This is a genomic window from Paraburkholderia fungorum (genome assembly GCF_046027215.1).
GTDB lineage: Bacteria > Pseudomonadota > Gammaproteobacteria > Burkholderiales > Burkholderiaceae > Paraburkholderia > Paraburkholderia fungorum_D.
Genome location: NZ_JAQQEN010000001.1, coordinates 2,181,519 through 2,207,464 on the forward strand (window position 1 = coordinate 2,181,519; position 25,946 = coordinate 2,207,464).

Annotated in this window: 21 protein-coding genes; 16 read left to right on the plus strand and 5 right to left on the minus strand. The window is 64.1% G+C overall.

Annotated features, from left to right (window positions below):
- Positions 1-51: 51 nt before the first annotated feature.
- Together hisC and PQR27_RS09655 are read right to left on the minus strand one after the other, a co-directional pair.
- Complete coding sequence (gene hisC / locus PQR27_RS09650) at positions 52-1,182, minus strand: histidinol-phosphate transaminase (protein ID WP_408523432.1); 1,131 nt, start codon at positions 1,180-1,182, stop codon at positions 52-54.
- Positions 1,183-1,414: 232 nt separating this feature from the next.
- The gene (locus PQR27_RS09655; protein ID WP_408523433.1) at positions 1,415-2,503 is read right to left on the minus strand and encodes a porin; all 1,089 of its coding nucleotides are present in this window, start codon (positions 2,501-2,503) and stop codon (positions 1,415-1,417) included.
- Between the two features lie 450 nt (positions 2,504-2,953).
- On the opposite strand from PQR27_RS09655, the gene PQR27_RS09660 reads away from it, so the two are divergent.
- The gene (locus PQR27_RS09660; protein ID WP_408523434.1) at positions 2,954-3,958 is read left to right on the plus strand and encodes an amidohydrolase family protein; all 1,005 of its coding nucleotides are present in this window, start codon (positions 2,954-2,956) and stop codon (positions 3,956-3,958) included.
- A gap of 94 nt (positions 3,959-4,052) precedes the next feature.
- Here the strand turns inward: PQR27_RS09660 and PQR27_RS09665 are convergent, their stop codons facing one another.
- Positions 4,053-4,946 carry a LysR family transcriptional regulator gene (locus PQR27_RS09665; protein WP_408523435.1) on the minus strand — a complete coding sequence of 298 codons (894 nt, stop codon included), beginning with the start codon at positions 4,944-4,946 and terminating at the stop codon, positions 4,053-4,055.
- A 219-nt stretch (positions 4,947-5,165) separates the two neighbouring features.
- Between PQR27_RS09665 and PQR27_RS09670 the strand changes: the two genes are divergently transcribed.
- The 5 genes from PQR27_RS09670 to PQR27_RS09690 all read left to right on the plus strand — a co-directional run bounded on the left by PQR27_RS09670 (position 5,166) and on the right by PQR27_RS09690 (position 12,647).
- Positions 5,166-7,235, plus strand: a complete 2,070-nt coding sequence (locus PQR27_RS09670; RefSeq protein WP_408523436.1) for a hydantoinase/oxoprolinase family protein — start codon at positions 5,166-5,168, stop codon at positions 7,233-7,235.
- A complete protein-coding gene (locus PQR27_RS09675) occupies positions 7,232-8,995 on the plus strand; it encodes a hydantoinase B/oxoprolinase family protein (protein ID WP_408523437.1) in 1,764 nt (587 codons plus the stop codon). The genes PQR27_RS09670 and PQR27_RS09675 overlap by 4 nt, the downstream gene beginning before the upstream one ends.
- Positions 8,992-10,143 (plus strand): M24 family metallopeptidase, encoded by a 1,152-nt coding sequence (locus PQR27_RS09680; RefSeq protein ID WP_408523438.1) that lies wholly within the window; start codon positions 8,992-8,994, stop codon positions 10,141-10,143. The genes PQR27_RS09675 and PQR27_RS09680 overlap by 4 nt, the downstream gene beginning before the upstream one ends.
- 63 nt (positions 10,144-10,206) lie before the next feature.
- Complete coding sequence (locus PQR27_RS09685; RefSeq protein ID WP_408523439.1) at positions 10,207-11,325, plus strand: aminopeptidase P family N-terminal domain-containing protein; 1,119 nt, start codon at positions 10,207-10,209, stop codon at positions 11,323-11,325.
- Positions 11,325-12,647, plus strand: coding sequence for an MmgE/PrpD family protein (locus tag PQR27_RS09690; RefSeq protein ID WP_408523440.1), 1,323 nt, complete (start codon positions 11,325-11,327; stop codon positions 12,645-12,647). The genes PQR27_RS09685 and PQR27_RS09690 overlap by 1 nt, the downstream gene beginning before the upstream one ends.
- Before the next feature lie 47 nt (positions 12,648-12,694).
- Here the strand turns inward: PQR27_RS09690 and PQR27_RS09695 are convergent, their stop codons facing one another.
- Positions 12,695-13,642, minus strand: coding sequence for a LysR family transcriptional regulator (locus PQR27_RS09695; RefSeq protein ID WP_408523441.1), 948 nt, complete (start codon positions 13,640-13,642; stop codon positions 12,695-12,697).
- Between the two features lie 97 nt (positions 13,643-13,739).
- On the opposite strand from PQR27_RS09695, the gene PQR27_RS09700 reads away from it, so the two are divergent.
- The 6 genes from PQR27_RS09700 to PQR27_RS09725 are packed head-to-tail and all read left to right on the plus strand — an operon-like array spanning position 13,740 to position 21,011.
- The gene (locus PQR27_RS09700; protein ID WP_408523442.1) at positions 13,740-15,392 is read left to right on the plus strand and encodes an FAD-dependent oxidoreductase; all 1,653 of its coding nucleotides are present in this window, start codon (positions 13,740-13,742) and stop codon (positions 15,390-15,392) included.
- A 22-nt stretch (positions 15,393-15,414) separates the two neighbouring features.
- Positions 15,415-17,109: a thiamine pyrophosphate-dependent enzyme gene (locus PQR27_RS09705; RefSeq protein WP_408523443.1), complete on the plus strand. Its 1,695-nt coding sequence runs from the start codon at positions 15,415-15,417 to the stop codon at positions 17,107-17,109.
- A gap of 58 nt (positions 17,110-17,167) precedes the next feature.
- Positions 17,168-18,580: an aromatic ring-hydroxylating oxygenase subunit alpha gene (locus PQR27_RS09710; protein ID WP_408523444.1), complete on the plus strand. Its 1,413-nt coding sequence runs from the start codon at positions 17,168-17,170 to the stop codon at positions 18,578-18,580.
- Positions 18,577-19,107 (plus strand): aromatic-ring-hydroxylating dioxygenase subunit beta, encoded by a 531-nt coding sequence (locus PQR27_RS09715; RefSeq protein WP_408523445.1) that lies wholly within the window; start codon positions 18,577-18,579, stop codon positions 19,105-19,107. The genes PQR27_RS09710 and PQR27_RS09715 overlap by 4 nt, the downstream gene beginning before the upstream one ends.
- Before the next feature lie 49 nt (positions 19,108-19,156).
- Positions 19,157-19,966, plus strand: a complete 810-nt coding sequence (locus PQR27_RS09720) for a class II aldolase/adducin family protein (protein ID WP_408523446.1) — start codon at positions 19,157-19,159, stop codon at positions 19,964-19,966.
- A 58-nt stretch (positions 19,967-20,024) separates the two neighbouring features.
- Positions 20,025-21,011, plus strand: a complete 987-nt coding sequence (locus tag PQR27_RS09725; protein WP_408523447.1) for a ketopantoate reductase family protein — start codon at positions 20,025-20,027, stop codon at positions 21,009-21,011.
- Here the strand turns inward: PQR27_RS09725 and PQR27_RS09730 are convergent.
- Positions 21,008-22,555, minus strand: a complete 1,548-nt coding sequence (locus PQR27_RS09730; protein WP_408523448.1) for a UbiD family decarboxylase — start codon at positions 22,553-22,555, stop codon at positions 21,008-21,010. The genes PQR27_RS09725 and PQR27_RS09730 overlap by 4 nt on opposite strands.
- A gap of 362 nt (positions 22,556-22,917) precedes the next feature.
- Here PQR27_RS09730 and PQR27_RS09735 point away from each other — a divergent pair, with 362 nt between their 5' ends.
- The 4 genes from PQR27_RS09735 (at position 22,918) to PQR27_RS09750 (ending at position 25,945) form a co-directional block, all read left to right on the plus strand.
- Positions 22,918-24,108: an FAD-dependent monooxygenase gene (locus PQR27_RS09735; RefSeq protein WP_408523449.1), complete on the plus strand. Its 1,191-nt coding sequence runs from the start codon at positions 22,918-22,920 to the stop codon at positions 24,106-24,108.
- A 12-nt stretch (positions 24,109-24,120) separates the two neighbouring features.
- A complete protein-coding gene (locus PQR27_RS09740) occupies positions 24,121-24,918 on the plus strand; it encodes an FAD binding domain-containing protein (protein ID WP_408523450.1) in 798 nt (265 codons plus the stop codon).
- A 63-nt stretch (positions 24,919-24,981) separates the two neighbouring features.
- Positions 24,982-25,434, plus strand: a complete 453-nt coding sequence (locus tag PQR27_RS09745) for an SRPBCC family protein (protein ID WP_408523451.1) — start codon at positions 24,982-24,984, stop codon at positions 25,432-25,434.
- 13 nt (positions 25,435-25,447) lie between these two features.
- Positions 25,448-25,945 (plus strand): (2Fe-2S)-binding protein, encoded by a 498-nt coding sequence (locus tag PQR27_RS09750; RefSeq protein WP_408523452.1) that lies wholly within the window; start codon positions 25,448-25,450, stop codon positions 25,943-25,945.
- The last annotated feature ends 1 nt before the right edge of the window (position 25,946 follow it).

Here is a 25,946-nt window from a genome sequence, read left to right on the forward strand (position 1 = left end):
GTCGGTGCGCCCCGGCGCATGGGTATCGCGCGGTATCGCGTGGACACGCGCTTATGCCGCACGCGCCGAACCGGCTATCGTGCTCAGCTCAGCGATGAAGCGCTCGTTTTCGTGAGGCGTGCCGATCGTCACGCGCAACCACTGCGGCAACCCGTAGCTCGCGAGCGGACGCACGATCACGCCGCGGCGCATGAGCGCGGTGTTGACACGTTGACCGGCGTCTTTTTCAGCGCCGACCTTGACCATCACGAAGTTGCCGAATGACGGCACGTACGTGAGGCCGAGCGCGTCGAAGGCCGCAGTGAGCCGCTGCTGGCCCTGCCGATTGATCTTGCGTGAGTGTTCGAGAAACACGCTGTCGTCGAGCGCGGCGATGGCCGCGCACTGAGCCAGCGAATTGACGTTGAACGCGGGCCGCAGCCGGTTGAGCAGACCCGTCAGCACGGGGCCGGCTACGCCGAAGCCGACGCGCAGTCCGGCCAGTCCGAATGCTTTCGAAAAGGTGCGGGTGACGCAGAGGTTGGGAAAGCGCTCGATCCAGTGCAGCGAGTCGTAGCGGTCATCGTCGTCCAGATACTCGGTGTAGGCCTCGTCCAGCACGACGACGATATTCGCCGGCACGCGCTCGAGAAATGCTTCGATCCTGCTGCCGGCGATGAATGTACCGGTCGGATTGTTCGGATTGGCGATGAATATCAGCCGCGTATTCGGCTTGATGGCGGCCAGCATGGCGTCGAGATCGTGGCCCATCGAGGCATCGACCGGTACCACGATATGTTCTGCGCCGCATGCCTGGGTCGCATTGCCGTAGACCACGAACGCATACTGGGAATACACCGCCGACTGTCCCGGATGCAACACCGCGTGGGCCGCCATTTCGAGCAGATCGTGACTGCCGTTGCCGAGCGTGATACAGGCGGCGTCGACCGAATAGGCTTTGGCAAGCGCCTGCTTCAGGTCATAACCGTTCGCGTCGGGATAGCGGCTCGCATCGGCGAGCGCATCGACGATGGCGGCGCGCGCGTGAGGGGACATTCCCAACGGATTTTCATTCGACGCCAGCTTGACGATAGTCGAGCGCTCGAGCCCGAACTCGCGCATCACATCGGAAACCGGCCGCCCCGCCACATACGGCGGAATGTCGAGAATGTGCGGCGCGCACTGCGTTAAAAACTCTGACATGCCTACCTCATCCTTTGTTTTGAATGTTGATTTGCTGCGTCGCATCGTCTCCTGACGCGGGACCGACAACTGCGCACCCAGATATTGGGTTCATATCCGGCATGCGCGGTGTGATGAGCGGTCGGCAATTTACTGTACTGGCGGCTGTCCTCAGCGACAAACGAAATAAAGAAATGCGGACATAAAGTGACTGCATGAGTCAAACTGCGCGGCACCGGGCCGCGCCCGTGGCTCAGAACCGATAGCGGATGCCCGTGCCCACGCCAAACTGATCCTTGCCGTTCGGCTCTTCATTGGTGGTCGCGCCGGTCACGCGGTTATAGTCGACGGTGCCGTACAAGGTCACCTGCTTGGACAGGAAGTATTCGGCAAGGGCGACATAGGTATAGCGCTTGCCGTCCGCACCGTTCACTGCCGAGACATTCTGGGCGTTGTCGTAATAGGCCGCGCCGGTCAGTCTGAAGGTCGGTGTGACGTAATACGCGGCGCCCGCGACGAAAGCATTGTCCTTGCGCCCGATCGCCGTGCCCACTGCCGCATTGCCAGTCAGGAACGCGTCGACCGAGCCGGTGTGATCGTCGTCGTTGTAATAACCGAGCCAGAACTCCCACGCCTGCAGACCCTTGAAGCGGAGCTGGACGTTGAATGCGCGCTGCGAGAAGTTGTTTGCGTTGTAGCCCTGCACGAAGCCGGCTTCGGCGCCGAAGGGAGTCGGATCGTACGCAATCGCCAGCACCTTCAGCGTGCCCGAATTGAAATTGCCCGCCACGCCGCCGAGGCTGAACGAGCCCCGCATGGTCAATGGTCCGCGATCGAGTGTGTACAGCGCCATGTTGCTGCCGCCGCGAAGCGCACCGGAGAATGCAACCGGCAGCCATTCGTTCTGCAGGTAGTTGCCGACCGTCAGCGGGTCCCAACCGTCGGTGAGCAACTGATAGGTCGGGTTGTCCATGATACCGAGCTTGATAGAACCGAAGGTCGGGTTAGCGATGCCGACATAAGCATTACGGTTGAAGATCACGCCCGAGCTGGACATCGAGCCGTTCGGCAGGTTGAAGCCGCTCTGCAGGTCGAACATTGCATAGGTGCTTCCACCGAGATCCTCGCGGCCGCGCATCCCCCAACGGCTTTGGGAGATCGCGCCGTTGGCCAGCGAGAATTGGGAATCGTCGGCTTTGTTGGCACCTGTCAGGTATCGCAGGCTGGCATCGGCTACGCCGTACAGGGTGACACTCGACTGCGCATGGACCGTTCCGGCGAGGCATAGTGCTGCAAACGCGCCTGCGAGCTGCCGCGTGTATTCCCTTACTTGCTTCTTCATCGCGATTTCCCCAATTTTTTTCGTTTGAACAGATCGGCATCGATGCGCCCGCGTCCGATGCAAGGCATGGCGAGCGGGTTGAAAAGACAGCTCTCGTAGCACTGACATCCCGATTGATATGCTTAGTGGAAGGGAGTCCTAATCTCAGATCCGCGCCCTTGTCCTGCACGGCGGATTGTGACGTAAGCTAACTAGGCCATATTGTTCAGGCAATCTACACTTGGGCTATGAGTGGATAGAAAGAAGGCTATGGGTTAATGCTTGCATAAAGATTTCTTATCTGTTTTCCGTGTTGTCCCGGATGGCGACGGCACCCATAACCTTCCTTCTACCCACTCATAGCTATTAACGAGTGGCTGCCGGCGAACGCGGGATCGTAGAATTGAAGCGTCGGCGTGAGGCTTACAAAATGGCTTCGCGGCCGGGTTCCTTGCATTCAGGAGAATGTCGATGCGCATTGTCGATTCGCACTTTCATTGGTGGCCACGATCCATTTTCGAGGCACTGTGCAAGCGGGAAGGTTTTCCGCGCGCCGAGCCTAACGGTCGTGGCGGCTATAAGTACTGGCGCGCCGACAATGGCGTGCCGGGATTTGATCTCGGCGCCGACTGGTTCGACATCGAAAAGCAACTGGCGCGTATGGATGCAACCGGCTATGAGATCGACGTGGTCTGTTCGATCGGCCCGTTCTCGGTCCACTTCTCCGATCTGCCTGTTGAAGAAGGCAGGGCGGCTGCCATGCAGTGGAATGAAGAAATGGCCGGCGCACAGCGCAGCTATCCGGGTCGCGTGTGGGCGAGCGCAGCGGTGCCATTGGTCGACACGCAGGTCGCCCTGGAGGTGCTCGACCACGCGATCAACCGCCTCGGGCTAATGGGGGTGAATCTGCCGGGCAGCATTGGCGCCGACCCGCGTATCGACGCCGAGCGGCTCGAACCGTTTTATGCGCGTGTCGAAGAACTCGGCATTCCATTATTTCTGCACCCAACCGACGCCGTTTTCAACGATATTCTCGACGGCTACGATGGCGCGCTCTATCTGAGTCTCGGGCGCGTGATCGACGTCAGCGTGTCCGCTTGCCGGCTGATCCTGTCGGGGCTGATGGAGCGCCATCCGGGGCTGAAGATCGTCATGTCGCACACCGGCGGCGCGTTACCGTATCAGGCCGGCCGCATGGACAAGAACTCGAAGAAGGCGAAGCTGCCGCAGCTGCCGAGCATCTATATCAAGCGCATGTACACGGACACGGTGTCGCCGCATGAGATGGGGGTGCGCTTTGCGGTCGAGTTCTATGGCGCCGATCATGTGATGTACGGCAGCGATTATCCGTGCTGGGACCCGGACGCCGCGCTGAAGGTGCTGCGCGAAGCGGGGCTGTCGGAAGCGGATCAGAACAAGGTGCTGGGTGAAAACGCGCGGCGCATTCTGAACCTGCGTGAGCCGGCTAATGTGTAAAACGCGGGTGTAAAACGCGGGCGTAACGCGCCGTAATATTTCGTCGACGTAATGTGTCATTCCGGCACCAGGATACCGGCGCCGGCATGACGCGTTACGCGTGCAATCCCTCAGAACGCCGCATCATGTCGATCAGGTTGTCGATTTCCGGCAACTCGGGGCGCACGCGCCGCGCATAGTTGAGCGTGAGGTACATCGGCTCGACGTCGACATCCAGCTCGACCAGCGAGCCCGCCGCGATGTCCGCCTGCAACGCACGCCGCAAGGCACAGGCGATGCCCATGCCGGCCACCACCATGTCGCGCACGGTGCCCATTTCCTGAGCCTGCGACGCAATGATCGGATCAGTCAGTCCCACCGCGCGCAGCTTGTCCGTAATCATCCGGCCGAAATACGACTGCTCATAGGCAGCGACGAACGGATGGGCCGCCAGCATATCGATCGAAATGTTCTGCGCCTTGGCAAGTGGATGAGTTGGCGGCGCGACGAACGCGAGCCGGTAGCGGCCCATCTGCTCGGTTTGCAATCCCGGCACTTCGCCGTTGCTGAGCATGAACACGAGGTCGACCGCGCCTTTCAGGAACAGTGCGTGGACTTCCTCGAACGTGCCGGTGCGCACGATCAGTTCGACCTGGGTGCGCAACGACGTGAATTCTTCGAGTGGCCGGCGCAGCAGCGCATTCGCGACGAAACGTTGCGCAGCGAAATGAAGTTTGCGTTTGGCATGTCCGGCGTCGGATGAGATCGCCCGCGTGCGCGCCAGCGTGTCTACCGCATAGGCATAGAAGTTACGCCCGACCGGGGTGAGCTGCGGGGAAACACCAGGATGACGTTCGAACAGCGGACCGCCCACCTTGCTCTCCAGCTCGCGCATATGAACGCTCACCGAAGGCTGCGTGATATCGAGGGCGCTCGCGGCTGAACCGAAGCCGCCCGTGTCGACGACCGCGACGAAAACTTCGAGGCCCCGCATCGTGACCGGTCGCATCTGCGTCCCCCTTTATGAAGCCCGTTGTGAAGCTCGTTAGCTCATAGCCATCTTACTATGAACTCATAGCCCGATAGCGGATTGCCCGGCCTGGCACCCCTCATTTAGTCTTGTTTGACAAACAGCAGAGGACGTCAGACCGGCAGCAGGTCGTCTGTCATGCGAACAGCGGACAGGCGGTCAGCGGCAAACCCGGCAAACATTAACGTGGAACTGGACATGAACCTGACAGGCGTAGACATCGGCGGTACCTTCACTGACCTCGTTGGCTATCGACGGGGCGAACTCGTGCTCTCCAAAACCCTCACGACACCCGCGAACCCCACCGAGGGCGTAGCGCACGCACTCGAACTGGCAGGCACCCGGCTAGGTGAAATCGACGAGTTCCTGCATGGCTCGACCATCGCGATCAATACGGTACTCGAGCGCAGTGGCGTGGCTACCGCACTGATCACGACAGAAGGCTTTCGCGACGTCTACGAAATCGGCCGCGGCAACCGGCCCGACGCGTTCGATATCCACTTCAGGCGGCCGCGGCCCCTGGTATCGCGCGAGTTGCGCTTCGAAGTGCGCGAGCGGCTCAACGCGCGCGGCGAGGTGCTGACGCCGCTTAACGAAGCCGAAGTGCTCGCGCTTGGCGAGCGGCTCGTTGCCGCCGGCGTCGAATCGGTTGCGGTCTGTTTCCTGCATTCATACTCGAACCCGGTGCATGAACGGGCGGCCGGGCGCGTGCTGCGTGAAGCGTTTCCGAAGCTGTTCGTCACGCTGTCGCATGAAATCCTGCGCGAATGCCGTGAGTACGAACGCACCTCGACGACCGTGCTCAACGCCTACGTCGGGCCACGCGTGCAGCGCTATCTGCGCACGCTCGAAGCGCATCTGCGCGAACGCGACTTCAGCGGTGCGATCCATATGATGCGTTCGAGCGGCGGCAGCATGTCGCTCGCGCATGCGTGCGTCGAGCCGGTATCGATGATGGAATCCGGACCAGTCGCCGGCATGATTGGCGCCGGCCATATTGCGAGGCTGCTCGGCCTGCGTCAGGCGATCGGCTTCGACATGGGCGGCACCACCGCGAAGGCGACGCTGATCACGGATGGCGAGATGTCGATCGAGGAGGGCTATTACATTGGCGGCTACGCGACGGGCCAGCCGATGCAGTTGCCGGTCGTCGCGATCGTCGAGGTGGGGACCGGCGGCGGCAGCATTGCATGGCGTGACGGTGCGGGCGGTCTGCACGTCGGTCCGCAAAGCGCCGGCTCCGCACCGGGGCCGGTGTGCTACGGGCGTGGCGGCGAGGAGCCGACCATTACCGACGCCAACCTGGTGCTCGGCCGCCTGAACGCAGGCCGCTTCCTTGACGGCGGCATGGCGCTCGATGCGCCCGGCGCCGACCGTGCGATCGCGTCGCGGGTCGGCGAACCGATGGGGCTCACGACGGCCGAAGCCGCGATCGGCATCGTCCGGATTGCCGATTCCGCGATGGCGCTTGCGGTACGCGCCGTGTCGGTACGCAAGGGCGTGGATCCCCGCGAAGCCGCGATGATCGCGTTCGGCGGTGCGGGGCCGGTGCACGCGGCGTCGCTATGCAAGGAGATCTACATTCCCACGCTGGTGATTCCGAAGCTGCCAGGTAACTTCTCGGCGCTCGGCATGCTGCTCGCACCGTGGCGTCATGACCTCGTGCGCACGCTGGTCGGCACGCTTGGACTGCTCGATTCGCAAGGCGTCGCCGGGGCGTTCGAGGACCTGCGCACGGCCGCGCGCCAGCAGCTCGCCGACGACGAGCTCGACGAGGCGGCCGCGCAATTCGAGTTCGGCGTCGATCTGCGCTACCGGGGCCAGGAGCACAGCATCACCGTGCCGCTCGCCGCGCCCGACGCGCTATCGCACACCAACACCGACATGCGCCGCCGCTTCGACGAACTGCACGACAAGCGGTATGGCCATTCGGCGGTGGGCGAAATCATCGAGGTCGTCAATCTGCGTCTGACGGTCACCGTCGAGCGCGCGGGCGGCTCGGTCGACAACCTGCTCGGGGCCGCACCCGAAGTCGAAGCGCCACGTGCGGAGCAGACGCGAGACGTGGTCTTCGACGATCCGGCTCGGCCGCTTCCCACCCGCATCCTGTGGCGCCCGAGTCTCGCACCCGGCTTCACGGTCGAGGGCCCGGCGATCATTGAGGAACCGCATTCGACCACGGTGCTGTTTCCGGGCGACGTCGCGCGCGTCACCGAACACGGCCACATCGTGGTCGCCATCAAACTTCCGGAAGAGCAAACGCCATGACAGCCGACTCCACCCTTGCCGTACCGCTCACGCACGACTCGACGCAGGAGCCGTCGATCCCTCGCAAGGTGAATCCGATCACGCTCGAAGTCGTGACGAATTCGCTGATCGCCTACGCGGAAGAAATGGCGCTCGCGCTCTGCAAGTCCGCTTACAACATGATGATCTACGAGGTGCGCGACTTCTGTTGCGGGCTGATCGACACGGACGGCCGGATGATCTGCCAGAATTCCGGCGGTTTGCCTATCTTTCTGGCCGATCTGGACATCGCCGTGCGCGATGGTATCGAGCGCTACGGCCTTGACGGTTTCGCACCGGGCGACGTCGTGATCATGAATCACGCCGGTGTGTGCGGACAGCATCTGAATAACGTCGTGGTCTACACGCCGTGCTTCTACGAAGGCAAGGTCGTGGCGTTCGCGGCCAACCGCGCGCACTGGGTCGACGTCGGCGGATTGCGCACCGGTTTTGGCAACGTGCAGACCTACGAGATCTTTCACGAGGGCATCCAGATGCGCTCGATCAAACTGTACGACGCCGGCAAGCGCAACGAAGGCGTCTGGCAGATGATCTCCGACAACATCCGCTTTCCGGAGGCGTCGCTCGGCGATCTGCGCGCGCAGATCGCGGCTTGCCAGCTCGGCGGACGCCGGCTCGCGGAACTGTTCCGGCGCTATTCGATGGCGACGGTGCGCGACTGCATCGCCGCCTCGTGGGATCAGGCCGAGGCGGAGGCGCGCGCGGTGGTCGAGCGCATTCCGGACGGCGTGTACACCGCCGAATCGCATCTGGACAGCGACGGCCGCCGCCTGAACGTGCCGTTGCGCGTGAAGGTGACGGTCAAGGTAGAAGGCTCGAACCTGACGATCGATTACTCGGAGATGAACGAGCAGGTGCCTGGGCCCCTTAACTCTGGTTATTCAGGCGGCCTGTCGGCGGCGCGGGTCGCGTTCAAGTGCCTCACGGCGCCCCATGCGCCTGTCAACGAAGGCTGCTTCCGGCCGCTTACGCTGATCTCGCCGCTCGGCACCATGCTCAACGCACGGCCGCCGGCGGCACTCGGGTTGTGGAGCGTCGCGCTGCCGACGGTGATCGATACGCTCTTACGCGCGCTGACGCCGGCGTTGCCCGAGTTCATCCCGGCCGCGCACAAAGGCGACATGGGCGGCTGTTCGTTCTACGGCCAGCGCGAAGAAAACGGTGAGCGTTACGTGCTGATGAACATCTTCGGCGGAGGGTGGGGCGGCCGCGACACGGCGGACGGGGAATCCGCCTCGGTGTCGATTTGCCAGGGTGATGTACGCAATACGCCGGTCGAGTTGCAGGAGATCCGCTATCCGTTCCTCATCGAATGCCATCAGCTGCGCGCGGATAGTGGCGGACCGGGCCGGCAGCGCGGCGGACTCGGCGTCGAACTGCGCTACCGCTGTCTGCAGAACAGCACGGTCAACATCAACCTCGAACGGATCATCGATCCGCCGTGGGGCGTCGACGGCGGCCAGCCGGGGCGCAGCAATGCGTCGTTGATCCGGCGCGGCGACGGCAGCGAGCGCTCGGTCACGAAGGAGAGCAACGTGGTGCTCGCCAAGGGCGACACGGTCACCTTCTGGACCGCCGGTGGCGGCGGCTACGGGGATCCGTTCGAACGCCCAAAAGAGGTGTTGGCGGAGGACGTGCGGCTCGGCTACGTGAGCGTCGAAGGTGCCGCGCGCGATTACGGCTACGAAACAGAGCCAGAACCACGGGAGAACATTTCGTGAGCACGGCGTTGCAGGACGAGCGGCGCGCGCGTTTGCGTGCGTCGATGAGCGATGCCGGACTCGATCTGCTGGTCATTTCCGGCAACGCCTGGCGCAGCGACTATCTGCGCTTTGCCCTCGATGTCACGCCGATGGAGGGCGAGGCGGTCGCACTGTTCGCCCGCGATGCGCGTACGCGGCTGGTGGTCGAGCATCCGTTCGAGGCGGCGCGGATCGCCGCCGAGCAACCGTCCTACGACGTGCTGTGCGCGCCGAATGCGGCTGCTTACGCAGCGTCGCTACTGGGCACGGCGGATCCGTCGCGCACGGCGGTGGTTCCCGCGCATGCGACACCCTGGTGTCTCGCGCGCGGGGCGTTCGCTTCGGGTATCACTGCCGGCATCACTGCGGGCATCACTGCGGGCATCACTGCGGGCATCACTGCGGCGACCGCGCTGCTCGACCAGCTGATGGTCGCGAAGTCCGCCGCCGAGGCTGCCGCGGTCGCGCGCGCCGCAGCGCTTGCCGACGAAGGCTACAAGGTGTTTCAGCGCGCGGCGCGAGTGGGGCGCCGCGAGTACGAGGTCATCGCCGACGTCGAGGCGTGGCTTCGCGCCCAGGGTTGTCCCGAGAACTTCATCATCATGGGCTCGGGCCAGCAGGAAGTGCGCAGCATGCATCCGCCCGGCGAGCGGCGCCTCGCTCCCGGCGATCTGGTGACGACCGAACTCACGCCGTGTGTCGACGGGTACTACTCGCAGATCTGCCGCACGTTGACGATCGGCGAACCCACCGAGATCCAGCGGCGCGCATTTGCGGTCTACATCGAGGCGCTGGAGGCGGGCATTGCACTCGTGCGTCCCGGCGTGACGCACGGCGAGATTGCGGTCGCGCAGAACAACGTGTTCCGCCGCCACGGACTCGGCGACTACGTGAGCGCCGAATACACGCGCGTGCGCGGCCATGGCATCGGCCTCTATGTCGACGGTCCGCATGTGCTCGAAGGCGTCGACCAGATGCTCGCGCCGAACATGACACTGATCGTGCATCCGAATACTTACCATCCGGACGCCGGCTATATCGTGCTCGGCGACACGGTGCGCGTCACCGAGACCGGCTGCGAAGTGCTGACGGCGACTCCTCGCGAACTGTTTTCCGTCCCCATCTGAACAACGTTGATCTTGTCGACCGCGCGGACAGTCAGGCGCGCATCGCTATCGAGGAGTGAAATCATGCGTCGTGGACTCGTCAGCTGGTCGCGCGAGGAGCTTTCGGAAGCGGCCCTGGACGCCCGCGTGGGCCGGCTTCAGCAGGCCATGCGCGCGCAGCAGCTGGCCGCCGTGCTGGTCTATGGGTCGTTCGCGCAGCCGGCCGCCGTACAGTGGTTGTCGAATTTCCTGCCCTATTGGGGCGATGCGATGCTGGCCGTGTTTCCAGAAGGTCGGCCGATCCTGCTTACGGCGCTCACACGCCGTGTGCATCCATGGATTCACGCGGTGTCCCATACAGGCGGCGTGATGACCGCGCCGCGCCTCGCGGCCAATATTCAGGCGCTGCTCGACGAGCGCGTGCCGCTCGGCCGGCATATCGGCGTGATCGCGCTCGACAGGCTGCCGTGGCCCATCGCGAAGCAACTGAGCGACGCAGGACGCGGCGAGTCGCTCGTCGACGCGAGCGAACTGTACGCGACGGTGCGACAGCCGGCGGATCAGGCCGAAATCGACCTCGCGGTGCAGGCGGCTTCGATTGCACGCGGCGCGTTTCGCGCCGTTCCCGCCGACGCACAATGCACCTCTGCCGTGCTTGCCGCGATCGAAGCCGCAGCGCGGCTCGCGGGCGCCGAAGAGGTGCTGCAACGAATCGCGCCGGATCTCGCGGCGGATCCGACGCCGCGACGCATCGAGGGTCATGTGCCGCTCGGCACGCGCTATGCAATCGATCTGTCGCTTGCTTACAAGGGCGTGTGGGTGCGTGCCGCGCGCTGCGTTGCGCGCGAGCCGCTGTCGTTGCCGTTATCGTTACCAGTGTCATGGCAACGCGCACAGCGCTGGTTCGCGGCAACGGCCGCTGCGCTGCACGCTGATAGTGAAGGCCCGAATCTCGGCGACGCGCCTGGCGAGGTGCTCGACTGGACACTCGAGGCCAGTATCGGACCGCATTCGCTCGAACGGGTTGCGTCGCGACAGACCGGCCGCCTGCACGCACTGCCGCCCGGTGCGCTCGCGATGCTGTCGGCCGAGTTGCAGCTCGACGATGGACCTTGGCGTGCGAGCGTGCCGCTGGTGCTGGGGCACGAGGGTGCGCCGAGCCGGTTGCTCGACGCTGAGTCCTCCACCTTTAACCGCGCGTGATGAAAACCTCACACCTGATTGACGAGCTTGCCGAATTCACGGCTGGCGCATCGATCGGCGCCGGCGCCGGCCTCGAGCGGCTTGCGCTGCATCTGGCCGACGCATCGATCGCACTGATGGCCGGCATGCGTAGCACGGAAGGACATGCAATCGCGGCGCTGATTCATCGCACCGAAGTCTCGCCGCTTGCGCATAGTTCGCGCCTCGCCGCGGTCATGCGACTGTCCGAGATCGACGACATCCACCGGCAAAGCGCCGTCACCGCCAGCGCCATCGCGGTGCCGTGCGCGCTCGCGATGCGTGCGCTCGCAACCGACGCCAGTCCCGCGCGTTTCATCGAGGCGATTTTCGTCGGACAGGAAATGGCAGTGCGGCTTGCACTCGCGATGGGCGGTGCAGCGTTGCTCGCGCAGGGGCTGTGGCCGACCTATCTCGTCGCACCGTTCGGCGCGGCGGCTACGACCGCCCGATTGCTCGGACTGAACGCGGCACGCACCGCCGAAGCCCTCGCGATGGCGCTCGCACAGACGCCGCGCGCGCCGGGCCGCACACCGCGCACGCCGTGCCCTGCACGCTGGGCGTTGTTCGGCAATGCGGTGCGCGCGGGCTGCTTTGCCGCGCTGGCCGCGGCGGACGGCATCGATGGCGACACGGGTTTGCTGAACGATGCGTGGCTCGCTGGCATCGGTGGCGCTGCGGCCGACACGACGCCGCTGCGCGGGCTCGATTTCGCTTCGCCGCTGATTGCAGAGACCAGCATCAAGCCGCATTGCAGCGCGAAACAGACCCTCGCCGCGCTACACGGCTTGCGCGAACTGCTGGCACAGGGACTTGCTGCGGCGAGTATCGACGCGATCGAGGTTCAGGTGCCGGGCGCTTACGCCGGCATGATTGCGCGTGAAGCGCCGGGGGTGAGCCGCCTCGCGAGTATCGTCAGTGCGCCGGGACAGTTGGCGCTGGCCGCGCTGCAGCCCGAGTCGCTAGACGACGTATCGCGCGACGCGCTCGACTGGCGTGGACCGCTCGGCGCTTTCGCCGCGAACATCACCGTATGCGCGGAGCCGGCGCTCGATGCGCTGTATCCGCGGCAATGGCCCGCGCGTGTCACGGTGATCGCCGGGCAGCGTCGCGAACAGATTCTGGTTGTGGACAGTCCTGGCGACCCGGCATTGCCATTCGATGTCGTAGCATTGATCGACAAGGCGACGCGAGTGATTGGCGGTCGACGGGGGCGCGATCTCGTGCAAACCGCAATGAAGGCATGCCGCGACGCAAGCGCGCTCGAAGCGCTGTGTCACACGTTCGACGTGCCGGTCCGCTAACCGCAAGGGCGATGAAAGGCACGAGGCCGCGGCGGCAGGCGGAGTAGCTAGTGTTCCAGCTGCGCGGACGTCGCCCGCGGCACCGTGCGCACCGTCAGGTCACCCGGCTTGCCCATGCGTTCGTACCACAGTTCGACAAAACCGATCGCGGCCGGCGACAGCGAGTGCTCGGCGTGCGTGATCAACTGGATATCGCGCGGTACCTCGGGTTGTTCGATGCGCCGCGCAATCAGCTTGTGATAGGCGAGCGAATCGAGCAGCACAGCGGGCAGGACGGCCACGCCGAGATTGGCCGACGCGAACGAGAGCGCCGTCGACAGATAGGACACTTCGTAAGCCGGCGTCAGCTTCTCGCCGCGTTCGCGCAGCGCCGCATCGATCAGGTCGCGAATGCCGTTGCCCTGTTTGACGGTGATGCAGGGCAAACCCAGCACGTCGTCCCATGTGACGCGATGTTGCCGCGCGAGCGGCGAATCGGTGAGACAGATCGCGCTGATATGGTCGCGCGTCAGACATTGCAGTTCGATGCCTTCCGGTTTGCTGCCGAGCGTGCCGATGCTGAACTCGACTTCCTCACTGAGCACCGGCGCGATGAGCCTGTCGGGCGCGACGTCCTGCATCGCGATCTCGACCTCGGGATAGCGGATTCTGTAGTCGGCGAGCAAGGTGGGTAGCACGGCGGCCGCCACTGACGGCGTTGACGCGAAACTGAGCCGGCCGCGGCTGCGTTCGGTGACGCCGCGCGCGCCCGCTTTCAATGCATCGAGATCGCGCAGCATGCGCTCCGCGGTCGGCAGGATTTCGTGCGCGGCGGCCGTGGGGCGCAACGTGCGCGACGTGCGGTCGAACAGCTTGATGCCGAGTCCGTCCTCGAGTTGCTTGATCAGCACGCTGGCCGCAGATTGCGTGATGAACATCTGGTCGGCGGCGCGCGTCAGGACGCCGAGTCGGTAGGCGAGAACGAATGCCTGCAGTTGGCGTAGGGTCGGATTCATGAGTCCACTTTATGCGGGCATGTTTATATTTCGTTGGTCTTTATGAATGATGCACCGTAAATTCAACTCTCACAAGGAGACAACGGGTGCGCCCCTCATGACCATAAGAAACGCACAAGTGCTGATCGTCGGCGCCGGTCCGATCGGACTGACGATGGCACTCGACCTGGCCGCGCGCGGCATCGACGTGACGGTGCTCGAAATGCGTCGACCCGGGGAGCCGCCTAGCGTCAAATGCAATCACGTTGCGGCGCGTTCAATGGAAATTTTCCGGCGCCTGGGCGTCGCGGCAGCAGTGCGCGCGGCGGGACTGCCCGACGACTATGCGCACGACGTCGCCTATCGCACCACGGCCACCGGTATCGAACTCACCCGTATCCCCATTCCGAGCCGCGCCGGACGCTTGCGTGGCGATCCGGGCCCGGATACGCGCTGGCCGACCGCCGAGCCGCCGCATCGCATCAACCAGATCTATCTCGAACCGATCCTGTTCGAACACGCTGCGGCGATGCCGCGCGTGACGATCATCAACCGGATCGAAGTGACCGATTTCAGCCAGCATGCCGAAGGCGTGCAGGTCACCGCGCGCCGTCTCGACGATGGTGCAACGCTGACCTTCGACGCACGCTATCTGATCGGTTGCGACGGCGGCCGCTCGCTGGTGCGCAAGGGCATCGGCGCGCAGCTGGTTGGCGACGCCGTGGTGCAGCGCGTGCAGTCCACCTATATCCGCGCACCGCGTCTGATCGAGCTGTTCAGATACGCGCCGGCATGGAGCACTTTCTCGCTGAATCCGCGCCGCAGCGGCAACGTCTACGCGATCGACGGTCGCGAACGCTGGCTGGTGCACAACTACCTGCGCGATAGCGAGGCCGACTTCGAATCGGTCGATCGCGACCGGTCGATTCGCGACATTCTCGGGGTCGACGAAGCCTTCGAATACGAGGTTATCAGCAAGGAAGACTGGTTTGGCCGACGGCTCGTGGCCGACCGGTTCCGCGATCGACGCGTGTTTCTGTGCGGCGATGCCGCGCATCTATGGGTGCCGTACGCGGGCTATGGGATGAACGCCGGCATTGCCGATGCAGCAAATCTTGCGTGGCTGCTGGCCGCGCAGCTGAACGGCTGGGGCGGCGAGCACATCCTCGATGCGTACGAAGCCGAACGCATGCCGATCACCGAACAGGTCTCGCACTTCGCGATGAATCACGCGCATGCGATGGCGAAGCAACGTGGCAGCGTACCCCTGAATATCGAGGCGCCCGGCGCCGAGGGCGATGCGTTGCGCGCTGAGCTTGGACGCCGTGCGTACGAACTGAACGTGCAGCAGTACAGTGCAGCCGGCCTGAACTTTGGCTACTTTTACGACCAGTCGCCGCTGATCGCGTACGACGGTGAAGCGGCACCCGTGTACAGCATGGGCGAGTTCACCGAATCGACCGCGCCGGGCTGTCGCGTGCCGCATATCGTGCGCGCGGACGGCACGTCGCTGTACGACGACATGGGTGCGGATTACGCGTTGCTGCGCTTTGACGCCTCCATCGATATCGCGCCGCTGATCGACGCCGCACGGCTGCGCGGCGTGCCGCTGCGCGTACTCGATATCGCACCGCATGAACAGCGCGCACCATATCGCCATGCATTGCTGCTGGCGCGGCCCGACCAGCACGTCGGCTGGCGCGGCGATGCGCTGCCGGCAGATCCGCTCGCGCTGATCGATCGGGTGCGCGGCGCCGCACGATACCAATAACCTCAACCTGAAGGGTTCGAACATGCCTTATACCGGTGGTCAAATGCTCGCGGCGTCGCTGATCGAGCAAAACGTCGATACGCTGTTCATGATCCCGGGCGTGCAGCTCGACTGGGCCGTCGATGCGCTACGCGAACGGCAGGATCAGATCAGGCTGGTGGTGCCGCGCCACGAACAGACCACAACCTATATGGCCGACGGCTACTACCGCGTGAGCGGCAGACCCGGGGTGGCGATGGTCGTGCCGGGTCCGGGCGTGCTGAATGCGGGGGCGGGACTGGCCACGGCTTATGCGGCCAATTCGAAGGTGATGCTGATCGCCGGTAACGTGCATTCGCACGGTATCGCCGCCGGATATGGGCTGCTGCACGAGATCAAGGACCAGACCGGGCTGATCGCCGGGCTGACGAAATGGAACGCGAACGTCGACGATCCCGCGCAGATCGGCGCGGCGATGAATGCCGCGTTTGCGCAGATGAATTCGGGCCGGCCGCGTCCGGTTGGCATCGAGGTGCCGCACGACGTGCTCGAGGCGCGCGCCGGCACCACGCCCGCCGATACCGCGCGCTGGCGTGAGGCTGCGCCGGCCGCTGCCGCGCCACTCGATATGGACGTGGTCGGCCGCATTGCGCGAGCCATCGACGAAGCGCGGCTGCCGGTGCTGTACGTCGGCGGCGGCGTGCTCGCGGCGAACGCGAGCGAAGCGCTGGCCCGGCTCGCACACAAGGTCGGCATGCCGGTCGTGCTGAGCGACAACGGGCTCGGTGCACTGTCCGACCGCGATCCGTTGTCGATGAATACGCTCGCCGGCCGCGCCGTGTTCGAGCACGCGGATCTGGTGGTCGTGATCGGCAGCCGTTTCATGAACGCGCTGCATCCGTCGCCGTCATGGAGCGCCGCAGGGACACGCTTTATCCATATCAACATCGATGCAGACGATCTGCGTGCGCCGCGCCGCGCGGCCATCGCCTTGCAGGCCGACGCCCGCGACGCGCTCGAGGCGCTGGCCGATGCCGTCAAGCCGCGTGAAGTGCTGACGCAGGCGGAAGCACGTGGACTGAAAGAGTGGGCTCAGGCGCAGATCGATCAGGTGACGCCGCAGGTCGACTACATTCGCGCGATGCGGGCGGCGTTGCCGGAGGATGGCATCTTTGTGAACGAGCTGACGCAGGTCGGCTATCTGTCGCGGATCGCATTTCCGATCTACACGCCGCGTACCTATATCGGCCCCGGCTATCAGGGCACGCTCGGCTACGGCTTCCCGACAGCGCTGGGTGCGGCTGTCGGCGCAGGGGGGCGGCGCGTGCTGTCGATCACCGGTGACGGCGGCTTCGGCTGGAATCTGCAGGAACTCGCCACGGCGCGCAAGTACAACCTGCCCGTTACGCTGGTGGTCTTCAACGACGGTCATTTCGGCAATGTGCGCGCGATCCAGAAACGCGTATTCGGCCCGGACAATCAGGTTGCCGTCGCGTTGCAGAACCCCGATTTCGTTGCGCTTGCAGAGGCGTTCGGCGTACCTGGCGTGCGCGCGACATCGCCCGCCGCGTTGCAGGCGGCAATCACCCAGTCGCTTGGCGAGAATGGTCCGGTACTGATCGAGGCGCCAGTGGGTGAGATGCCGAGCCCATGGCATCTGATGCGTCTGCAGCCGATGCCGGGCGTCAAGGTGCCGGACGCGGGGCCGCATCCGTTGTCGTCGCGGCCGTCCGTGTGAGGGGGCGCCACAGTTGTCACGACATGCATACAACGCCGGACAAGACGGAGAAACCGACATGAACGCCGATGACATCGCGCGGCTCGTGGTCGACAGGACGGACGAAGGCATCTTCACGGTCAACCGCGATATCTTTCGCGATCCTGAGATCTTCGAACTCGAGATGCGCTTTATTTTCGAACGGGGCTGGGTGTTCCTCGGTCTCGCATCGCAGGCGCCGCAACCGAACGACTACTTCACGACCTGGCTCGGACGCCAGCCGGTGATCGTGATGCGCAGCGCGGAGGGTGAACTCGGCGCATTCATGAACACCTGCCGGCATCGCGGTGCGCAGATCTGCCAGAAACGCCAGGGCAACGCGCGCTATCACGTGTGCCCGTATCACGGCTGGTCCTACGACAGCAGCGGCAAGTCGAAGACGATCAAGGATGTGCAGTCAGGCTGCTACAGCGAAGCGTTTCATGCCGAGAATCACGATCTCGTGCCGGTGCCGCGTTTCGAGCAATATCGCGGCTTCCTGTTCGGCTGCCTCGATGCGAACGTTCAGTCACTCGACGACCATCTCAACGATGCACGCTTTTTCCTCGATCTCGTTGTGGACCAGAGTCCCGACGGTATTGAAGCGGTGCCGGGAAGCTCGACGTATACGTTTCGCGGCAACTGGAAGTTGCAGATGGAAAACGGACTCGACGCCTATCATCTGACGTCGACCCATCCCAGCTTCATGAAGCTGGTTGAGCGGCGCAATTCGAGCGAATCGCGCTATCAGTTGAAGTCCGTCGATTTCGCGAGTTTCACCGAACGCGGCGGTTTCACGTTCGAGAACGGCCACGCGGCGCTCTTCACACCGAACCCGAATCCGCAGATCCGGCCGCTCTATGCCTCGATCGACGAATTGCAGCAGCGGGTCGGCAAAGACCGCGCCGCGTGGATGCTGACCACCCGCAACCTCGTTCTGTTTCCGAACGTGCAGGTGGCGGAGAATGCATCGCTGCAATTGCGTGTGATCCGTCCGCTCGCGCCCGATCTGACTGAGATGACCATCTACTGTCTCGCTCCAGTTGGCGAAGCGGACGCGGCGCGTAATTTCCGTCTACGCCAGTTCGAGGATTTCTTCAACAGCACCGGCATGGCGACACCCGACGATACAACCTGCTACGAAGATTGCCAGGCCGGCTATCGCGCGCAGATCGTGCAATGGCAACAGGGCTACTCACGCGGGATGACGTCGGTACAGGCCGGCACCAATGAGATCGGCGAGCGCATCGGCATTCAGGCGCGCACGAGCCAGATGGGCGAAGTCAAAGTGCAGGACGAGACCCTGTTTCATGCCGGCTATCGGGCATGGGCGGAGATGATGAAAGCTGGTTTTGCCCACGAACGTGCCGAACGTGCCGAGCGTGCCGAACGTGCCACCCATTCGGCGCATCCGTCAGTGCAGCCGGTGGTCTTTCGCAAGGAGGCGTCGTGAGCCAGCACCTGTTGCCGGAGATCACACAATTCCTCTATGCCGAAGCACTCGCGCTCGACGAGCGTCGCTGGGACGACTGGCTCGCGCTGTACCGCGAAGACTGCGAGTACTGGGTGCCCGCGTGGAAGTCGGAAGACGAGCAGACCAGCAACCCGCGGCGCGAGTTGTCGCTGATCTATTACGCGCATCGCGCGGGGCTCGAAGACCGGGTGTGGCGCGTGAAATCGGGCCGCTCGGTCGCGAGCGCAGTACTGCCGCGCACGCAGCACCTGATCGCGAATCCGCGCATTGTCGAAGCGGATGGCACGGTTGAGGGTGAAACGGGCGACCCCGGCGTGCAGACGCTACACGTGGCATGCGAATGGACCACGCACCAATATCAGCCGAAAGACCATTCGGTCGAGATTTTTTTTGGCCGTTACCGCCAGACCCTGGTGCGCGACGGCGCTACGTGGCGTATCGCGCGCAAGCGGATCGTGCTGCTGAACGACTATCTGCCGGCCAGGATCGATTTCTATAGCCTCTAACTGAACCGCGCCACGGGCTTGCCGCGCGTGGCCGTTGCGGAGCACACACATGTCGACAACCTCGTCACGCAAGGTGGAGCAGCAACTCACTATCGCGGAGAACGGCCTCAAATGGCCAGAACCGCCGGTGTTCGGGAGCAAGGAGGACGAGCGCCGCGACCGCAAGGTGCGGCTCGCCGCGTGTTACCGGATTTTCTCGATGCACGGCTTCGACGCCGGCATCGCCGGACACATCTCATGCCGCGATCCCATCCTTACCGATCACTTCTGGGTCAATCCGCTTGGTGTGCATTTCAGCCGCATCTGCGTCTCCGATCTCGTGCTGGTCGATCACACGGGACGGATTGTCGAAGGCAAACATCCGATCAACGCGGCGGCCTACGCGATCCATTCGCGCATTCATCAGGCCCGGCCCGATGTCGTGGCGGCCGCGCATTCGCACTCGCGTTACTGCACGACGTATGCGTCATTCGGTGAGCTGATTCCGCCGATCACGCAGGAAGCGGTCGGTTTTTACAACTCCCATTCGCTGTTCGACGGCTACAACGGCATCGCGGCCAGTGTCTCCGAAGGGGACCTGATCGCCCAGGCGCTTGGGCCGAACAAGGCCGTCATCTGCCGGCATCATGGTGTCTTCACGGTCGGTGCGACGCTGGAGGAAGCAGTCTTCTGGTATCTGCGCGCCGAGCGTGCCTGCGAACAGGTCTTGCTCGCACGCGCCGCCGGTACGCCGAAGCAGATCGATCCGGAAATGGCCGCCTATACGGTCAAGCAGATCGGCTCACCGCGCGCCGGCTGGTTCGGTTTGCAGCCGCTGCTCGACAAGGTGCTCGCCGAACAAGCCGATCTGTACGACTGAGCATGACGGTGCGAATGTCGAATGACGTGACGGCGGCGGCCATGACTGGCGGGGCGCGATGAAGATCTGCGTGTTCGGTGCCGGTGCGATCGGCGGCCTGATTGCGGCGCGGCTCGCGGCGAGCGGCACGCCGGTCTCGGTGATCGCACGCGGCGCGCATCTGCAGGCGATCCAGCAGCGCGGACTGATGTGGCGCGAGCGCGGCCACGAACGGGTCGTCCAGGTCGAAGCGAGTGCCGATGGGCAGGCGTTCGGTCCGCAAGACTATGTGATCGTCGCGCTGAAGAGCAACGCGCTGCCCGGCGCACTGCCAGCGCTGGAACCGCTGCTGGGCGAGCACACGGTCCTGGTGCCGGCGATGAACGGCGTGCCATGGTGGTTCTTCAACGGCTTCGGCGGCACGCTTGCCGGAATGCAGCTCGATGACGTCGATCCGCAGGCACGCCTTGGTGCGCGGATCGATATCGCGCGGGTGGTGGGTTGCGTGATCTATCTGAGCGCGCGGGTACCGGAGCCTGGTGTCGTCGAACACATGGGGCGCGAGGATATCGAGCTGGGCGAGCCGGATGGCACGCTATCGGCTCGCGCCGAGCGACTGCGCGCGTGCCTTGGCTCCGCCGGTTTTGCGTGCCGCACGAGCGCCGATATCCGTAGCGCGATCTGGAACAAGCTGATCGGCAACGCCGGTCTGAACCCCGTCGCGGCGCTGACCCACGCGACGCTCGACCGTATCCTCGACGACCCCGGTGTGCGGACCCTGCTGCTCACCGCGATGGACGAAGTGATTGCGGTCGGCGCCGCGCTTGGCCTGCAGATCCGGCAGTCGTCACGCGAACGGCTGGAGATGGGCCGCTCGCTGGGCGCGGTGGAAGTGTCGATGTTGCAGGACGTCAGGCACGGCAGACCGCTCGAATACGAAGCGCTGTGCGCGGTGGTCGTGCAGATCGGCGAGCGGGCGGGGGTGCCGGTGCCGATGCTGCGCGCGCTCGCCGCCTTGATACGGTTGCGCGCGCAACAGCTGGAACGGGTGGAACCGGTGGCTTAGGCGAGCCGGTAGCGCCCCTCGTCATCGCGCGTAATGCCTTGCGCGGCCTCGTTGTCTTCGAGCCAGCGCACGATCTCGCGACCGTCGCTCGAATCGCTTGCGGCCATCAGATCGGCAAACAGTTTCGGCCCGGCCTGCAATGCGGCGTCGAGCGAATCGAAACGCGGTGCGTCAAACGTGGGCGGGGCAGGGACGCGATGCTCGAACGAGCGCGTCGCGCCCGGTGCGAGCAGTGGCAAAGTCAGGTCGAAGCCGGCTTTCGCGGTGGTGGCCGCGCCATGCAGCGAGGGATCGAGTGGCATCGCGCGCATGCCGGCCTGGATCACCAGATCCCGGTCGGCCTGGAAGCGCGTGGCGAGCGCCCAGTCCATCTGCGCGTCGGAAAAGATGTCGATGTCCGGATCGACTACGAACACGTGCTTCAGATTCGCCTGTGAGGCGAACACGGCCGCGATCGCATTGCGCGCCTCGCCCGGCACGCGCTGCTGGATCGCGATGCGGACATTGAAAGTGCCGCCGCAACTCGGCGTGACATAAACGCCGCGTACTTCGCGCACGGCGGTTTCGAGCCCGCGCCACACCATAACCTCAGTGCGTAATGCGCACAATTGGGCCGTATCGGTCTGCGCCATCGAAGGGCCGCTAATAGTCGCGGTCTGGAATAGCGGGTTGCGGCGATGCGTGATCGCCGTGAGATGGAACATCGGATTACGCTTGACGCCGCCGTAATAGCCGAGGAATTCGCCATACGGCCCTTCCGGCTCGACATGGCCGCGCTCGTCGAGATAGCCCTCGAGGATGAACTGGGCGTCGGCCGGCACGCGCAAGTCGCTGGTGACGCACTTGACCACACCCATCGGCTCGCCGCGCAACGCGGCGGCAAGTGCGAGTTCGTCGTTCGGCAGACGCAGCGTGGCGGCCAGCTGGTCGATCGGATGCGAGCCGACGGCGAATGCAACCGGCGTACGCTCGCCACGTTTCGCATTGGCCAGATAGATCGCGCGCAGATCGGAGGGCGCCACCAGGTCGACACCGGCACGGCGCCGCCCGCGCAGCATCAGCCGGCGCATGCCGACGTTGGTCCAGCCGCTTTGCGCATCGAATGCATAGTCGATCGATGCCGAAATGTACGGCGCCCCGTCCAGCCCGTGCTGAAGATGCACGGGTAATGCAGTCAGATCGCACGCGTCGCCTTCGAGTACCACTTCCTGCACGGGCGCCGCGTCGCGTGGCACGTCGACGAGTACTCCCGGCTTGCGCAGCCGCGCCACGATCTCGCCCAGCAATTGGTCGTGGGTGGTGCCGAATGCGTGCGCAAGCCGTTCGCGGCTCCCCGCGACGTTACCGCACAGCGCGATCGCTTCGCCACCGGGCCGCTCGAATAGTACGGCTTTCGGATTGCCTTCGAGTGCGTGCGCGATCCGCGATAGCGGCACGTCTGCGGTGTGCCGTTCGAATTGCGTGTTGTCGAGCGACTCGATGAAGCGGCGCAAATCGAAACGCTGCAGATCGGGCGTGGAGCTGTTGTTGTCCTGCGTAGTCAAAAGAGGTCTCCTGCGTGAACAGAGCGGTGTGGTGTAGTGCGGTGTAGTGCAGTGCAGTGTCGTGCGTGTATGAGGCACGGCTTGCATGGATACGTTTTGCGCCTTCCGTTGTCAGCTTTTTGTTGTCGATTGAAGGGCGGTGTTCGAACTGTCGGAAAAGTATAGTCAATCGATTACGACGTGCCAATGCACTTCGTGAGAAGAAACAGATCGATGTGCTAAACGCGTTCGATCATCAACATAACTTCATCGTCACATTGAAACTTTTCGTTTCTGGACTGCGAAACATTCCAGTAGAGTGAAATCCATCGGGCGATTGTTTGGGAGACGTCGATCGCCGGCCGAACCGGTCAAACAGGACAATGAAAATAGTTATCGTGGGTGCCGGACTCGGCGGTCTGACCGCTGCGCTGGCGCTGTACAAGCACGGCTTCGACGTGACGGTCCTCGAACAGGCGGTAATGCTGGGCGAGATCGGCGCGGGCGTGCAACTGAGTTCGAACGCGACACGCGTGTTGTATAACGTCGGCGTCGGCGAGCGCATCGAGCCGCTTGCGTGCGAACCGCTCGGCAAACGCGTACGGTTATGGAGCACCGGGCAGACGTGGCCGCTCTTCGATCTCGGTGCGCATTCGCGCGAACACTTTGGTTTCCCCTATTTCACGTTGCATCGTGCGGATCTGCATCAGGTGCTGGTCGAGGGTGTGCGCGCGATCGATGCCAACGCAATCCATCTTGGCGAAAAAGTCGTCGGGATCGAGCAGCATGACAACGGCGTGAGGGTGCGCACTGCACGCGGCGTGGAGTACGAGGCTGATCTCGTGATCGGAGCCGACGGCGTGCATTCTGTCGTGCGCAGTGCGTTCTTCGGACCGGACGAGCCGCAATACTCCGGGATCATGGCGTGGCGCGGCGTGATCGACGCCGCGCGGTTGCCGGAACATCTGCGAACACCTTATGGCGTCAACTGGGTCGGACCCGGGGCGCACGTGATTCACTATCCGCTGCGCGCGGGACGTCTGGTGAACTTCGTCGGCGTGGTGGAGCGTGACGGATGGACGGTCGAGTCCTGGTCCGAGCGCGGCCGGCTGGACGATTGCCTGCGCGACTTCGACGGCTGGCATAACGACGTGCAGATGTTGATTCGCGCCATTGAGACTCCGTACAAGTGGGCGCTGATGGTACGCGAGCCGATGCCCCGCTGGGTCGACGGTCGCGTCGCGCTGCTTGGCGACGCCTGCCATCCAACTTTGCCTTTTCTCGCTCAAGGCGCATGCATGGCGATCGAAGACGGCTATGTGCTGGCCCGCTGCCTTGCGCATCACGCCTCCAACCTCAGCACGGCGCTTGCGCGGTATCAATCGCTGCGCACGGAGCGCACCGAACGCGTGGTGCGCGGCTCGGCCGCCAATGCGAAGCGCTTTCACAATCCCGAGCTCGCGCACGCGGCCGGTGCGGCTGCCTATGTCGAGCGCGAGTGGACCGAAGCGAAAATCCACGAACGCTACGACTGGCTATTCGAGTACGACGCCGACAGCGTCGCGGTCGAATAACCGGAGGATGCGATGTACGCGACTCGCTATATCCGGCCCGCCTCGCTCGATGACGCGTTGCGTTGGCTCGCGCAACACGAAGAGGCACGCCCGCTGTCTGGCGGCATGACCTTGATTCCGACACTTAAACAGCGACTCGCCGCGCCGACGCATCTGATCGATCTGACGCGTCTCGACGCACTGCGCGGCATGATCAGCGAGCCGTCGATGCTGCGGGTCGGCGGGGTGACGACGCATGCGCAGGTTGCCGCGTCGCCGGTCGTAGCGGGCGCGATTCCGGCGCTCGCAAAGTTGGCCGGGACGATTGCCGATCCCCAGGTGCGTAATCGTGGCACGCTGGGCGGTTCGGTCGCGAACGACGATCCCGCTGCGGACTACCCGGCTGCTGTGCTGGCGCTCGATGCGATCGTCGTGACATCGTCGCGCCGCATTGCCGCCGACGATTTCTTTATCGACACCTTTCAGACTGCGCTCGACCCAGGCGAACTGATTACCGCGATCGAATTCCAGACGCCACGCTGGGCAAACTACGAGAAATTCCGGCATCCCGCGTCGGGCTACGCTGTGGTCGGCGTGTTCGTGGCGCGTTATGCGTCACATGTGCGGGTGGCCGTGACCGGCGCGGGTGCTTCGGTGTTCCGCTGGCGCGATGCGGAGCGGGCGCTCGAAAGCGATTTCTCGTTGCACGCGCTCGACGGCATGACGCCCGACCCGCACAGTTTGCCCGACGATGCCCACGCGTCGGCCCGCTATCGCGCGCATCTGATTGCGACGTTCACTCGGCGTGCGCTGCATGGGTACGCCGCGTGAACGCACATCACCCTCGTCATTTACCTGTTGCGCGCCGCCCAGCAGCGCGATCTGGAGACACACATGGATTTCAGCGGAACGCACACGATCGCCGCACCGCGTGAACAGGTCTGGCAATGCCTGAACGACGCGGCGATTCTGCAAGCGTGTATTCCCGGCTGCGAATCGTTCGCGGGCGATGGCGGCGAACGCTTCGACGCGGTGGTCGTCGCCGCGGTTGGCCCGGTCAAGGCGCGCTTCAAAGGCAACCTCGTATTGTCGGATCGCGACGAACCGAACGGCTATCGCATTACCGGCCAAGGGGAAGGTGGCGTGGCGGGCTTCGGCAAGATGAGTGCTGCCGTCACGCTCTCGGACGACGACGGTGGCACGCTGCTGCGCTACACCGCGCAGGCACAGGTGGGCGGCAAACTCGCCCAGATTGGCGCGCGACTCGTGAGTGGCGTGGCGAACAGGATGGCTGCCGAGTTCTTCACGCGTTTCACGGTCGCGGTCACCGGGACGCTCGCAGAATGAAACAGGGACGCAGATGATCGATGTCGAACTTCGGGTGAACGGCCGCGACGTGTGCGAAACCGTTGCCGACCAGACGTTGCTGGTCGAATTCCTGCGCCAGACGCTCGGCCTGACCGGCACGCATGTCGGTTGTGATACGAGCCAGTGTGGCGCATGCACGGTCCGTCTCGATGGATTGGCGGTCAAGTCGTGCACGATACTCGCGGCGCAGGCGAGTGGTGGCGAGGTGACGACAGTCGAAGGGCTCGCGAACGGCGACACACTGCATCCGGTGCAGCAGGCGTTCGTCCAGTGCCACGGACTTCAGTGCGGCTTCTGCACGCCGGGCATGATCATGGCGATCGACTTCTATCTGCGCGAACCGGCCGCGCTCGATCACGACAGCATCTGTCATGCGCTCGAAGGCAACATCTGCCGCTGCACCGGCTATATCAACATTATCGAAGCGGTGCGTCATGCATCCCGGGCGCTGTATCCGGACGACGCGGCAGCCAGGGAAGAACACCCGTGAG

Coding starts and splice junctions, on each gene's coding strand:
- hisC (WP_408523432.1), bottom strand. CDS start 1,182: ATGTCAGAGTTTTTAACGCAGTGCGCGCCGCACATTCTCGACATTCCG.
- PQR27_RS09655 (WP_408523433.1), bottom strand. CDS start 2,503: ATGAAGAAGCAAGTAAGGGAATACACGCGGCAGCTCGCAGGCGCGTTT.
- PQR27_RS09660 (WP_408523434.1), top strand. CDS start 2,954: ATGCGCATTGTCGATTCGCACTTTCATTGGTGGCCACGATCCATTTTC.
- PQR27_RS09665 (WP_408523435.1), bottom strand. CDS start 4,946: ATGCGACCGGTCACGATGCGGGGCCTCGAAGTTTTCGTCGCGGTCGTC.
- PQR27_RS09670 (WP_408523436.1), top strand. CDS start 5,166: ATGAACCTGACAGGCGTAGACATCGGCGGTACCTTCACTGACCTCGTT.
- PQR27_RS09675 (WP_408523437.1), top strand. CDS start 7,232: ATGACAGCCGACTCCACCCTTGCCGTACCGCTCACGCACGACTCGACG.
- PQR27_RS09685 (WP_408523439.1), top strand. CDS start 10,207: ATGCGTCGTGGACTCGTCAGCTGGTCGCGCGAGGAGCTTTCGGAAGCG.
- PQR27_RS09690 (WP_408523440.1), top strand. CDS start 11,325: ATGAAAACCTCACACCTGATTGACGAGCTTGCCGAATTCACGGCTGGC.
- PQR27_RS09695 (WP_408523441.1), bottom strand. CDS start 13,642: ATGAATCCGACCCTACGCCAACTGCAGGCATTCGTTCTCGCCTACCGA.
- PQR27_RS09700 (WP_408523442.1), top strand. CDS start 13,740: ATGACCATAAGAAACGCACAAGTGCTGATCGTCGGCGCCGGTCCGATC.
- PQR27_RS09705 (WP_408523443.1), top strand. CDS start 15,415: ATGCCTTATACCGGTGGTCAAATGCTCGCGGCGTCGCTGATCGAGCAA.
- PQR27_RS09710 (WP_408523444.1), top strand. CDS start 17,168: ATGAACGCCGATGACATCGCGCGGCTCGTGGTCGACAGGACGGACGAA.
- PQR27_RS09720 (WP_408523446.1), top strand. CDS start 19,157: ATGTCGACAACCTCGTCACGCAAGGTGGAGCAGCAACTCACTATCGCG.
- PQR27_RS09725 (WP_408523447.1), top strand. CDS start 20,025: ATGAAGATCTGCGTGTTCGGTGCCGGTGCGATCGGCGGCCTGATTGCG.
- PQR27_RS09735 (WP_408523449.1), top strand. CDS start 22,918: ATGAAAATAGTTATCGTGGGTGCCGGACTCGGCGGTCTGACCGCTGCG.
- PQR27_RS09740 (WP_408523450.1), top strand. CDS start 24,121: ATGTACGCGACTCGCTATATCCGGCCCGCCTCGCTCGATGACGCGTTG.
- PQR27_RS09745 (WP_408523451.1), top strand. CDS start 24,982: ATGGATTTCAGCGGAACGCACACGATCGCCGCACCGCGTGAACAGGTC.
- PQR27_RS09750 (WP_408523452.1), top strand. CDS start 25,448: ATGATCGATGTCGAACTTCGGGTGAACGGCCGCGACGTGTGCGAAACC.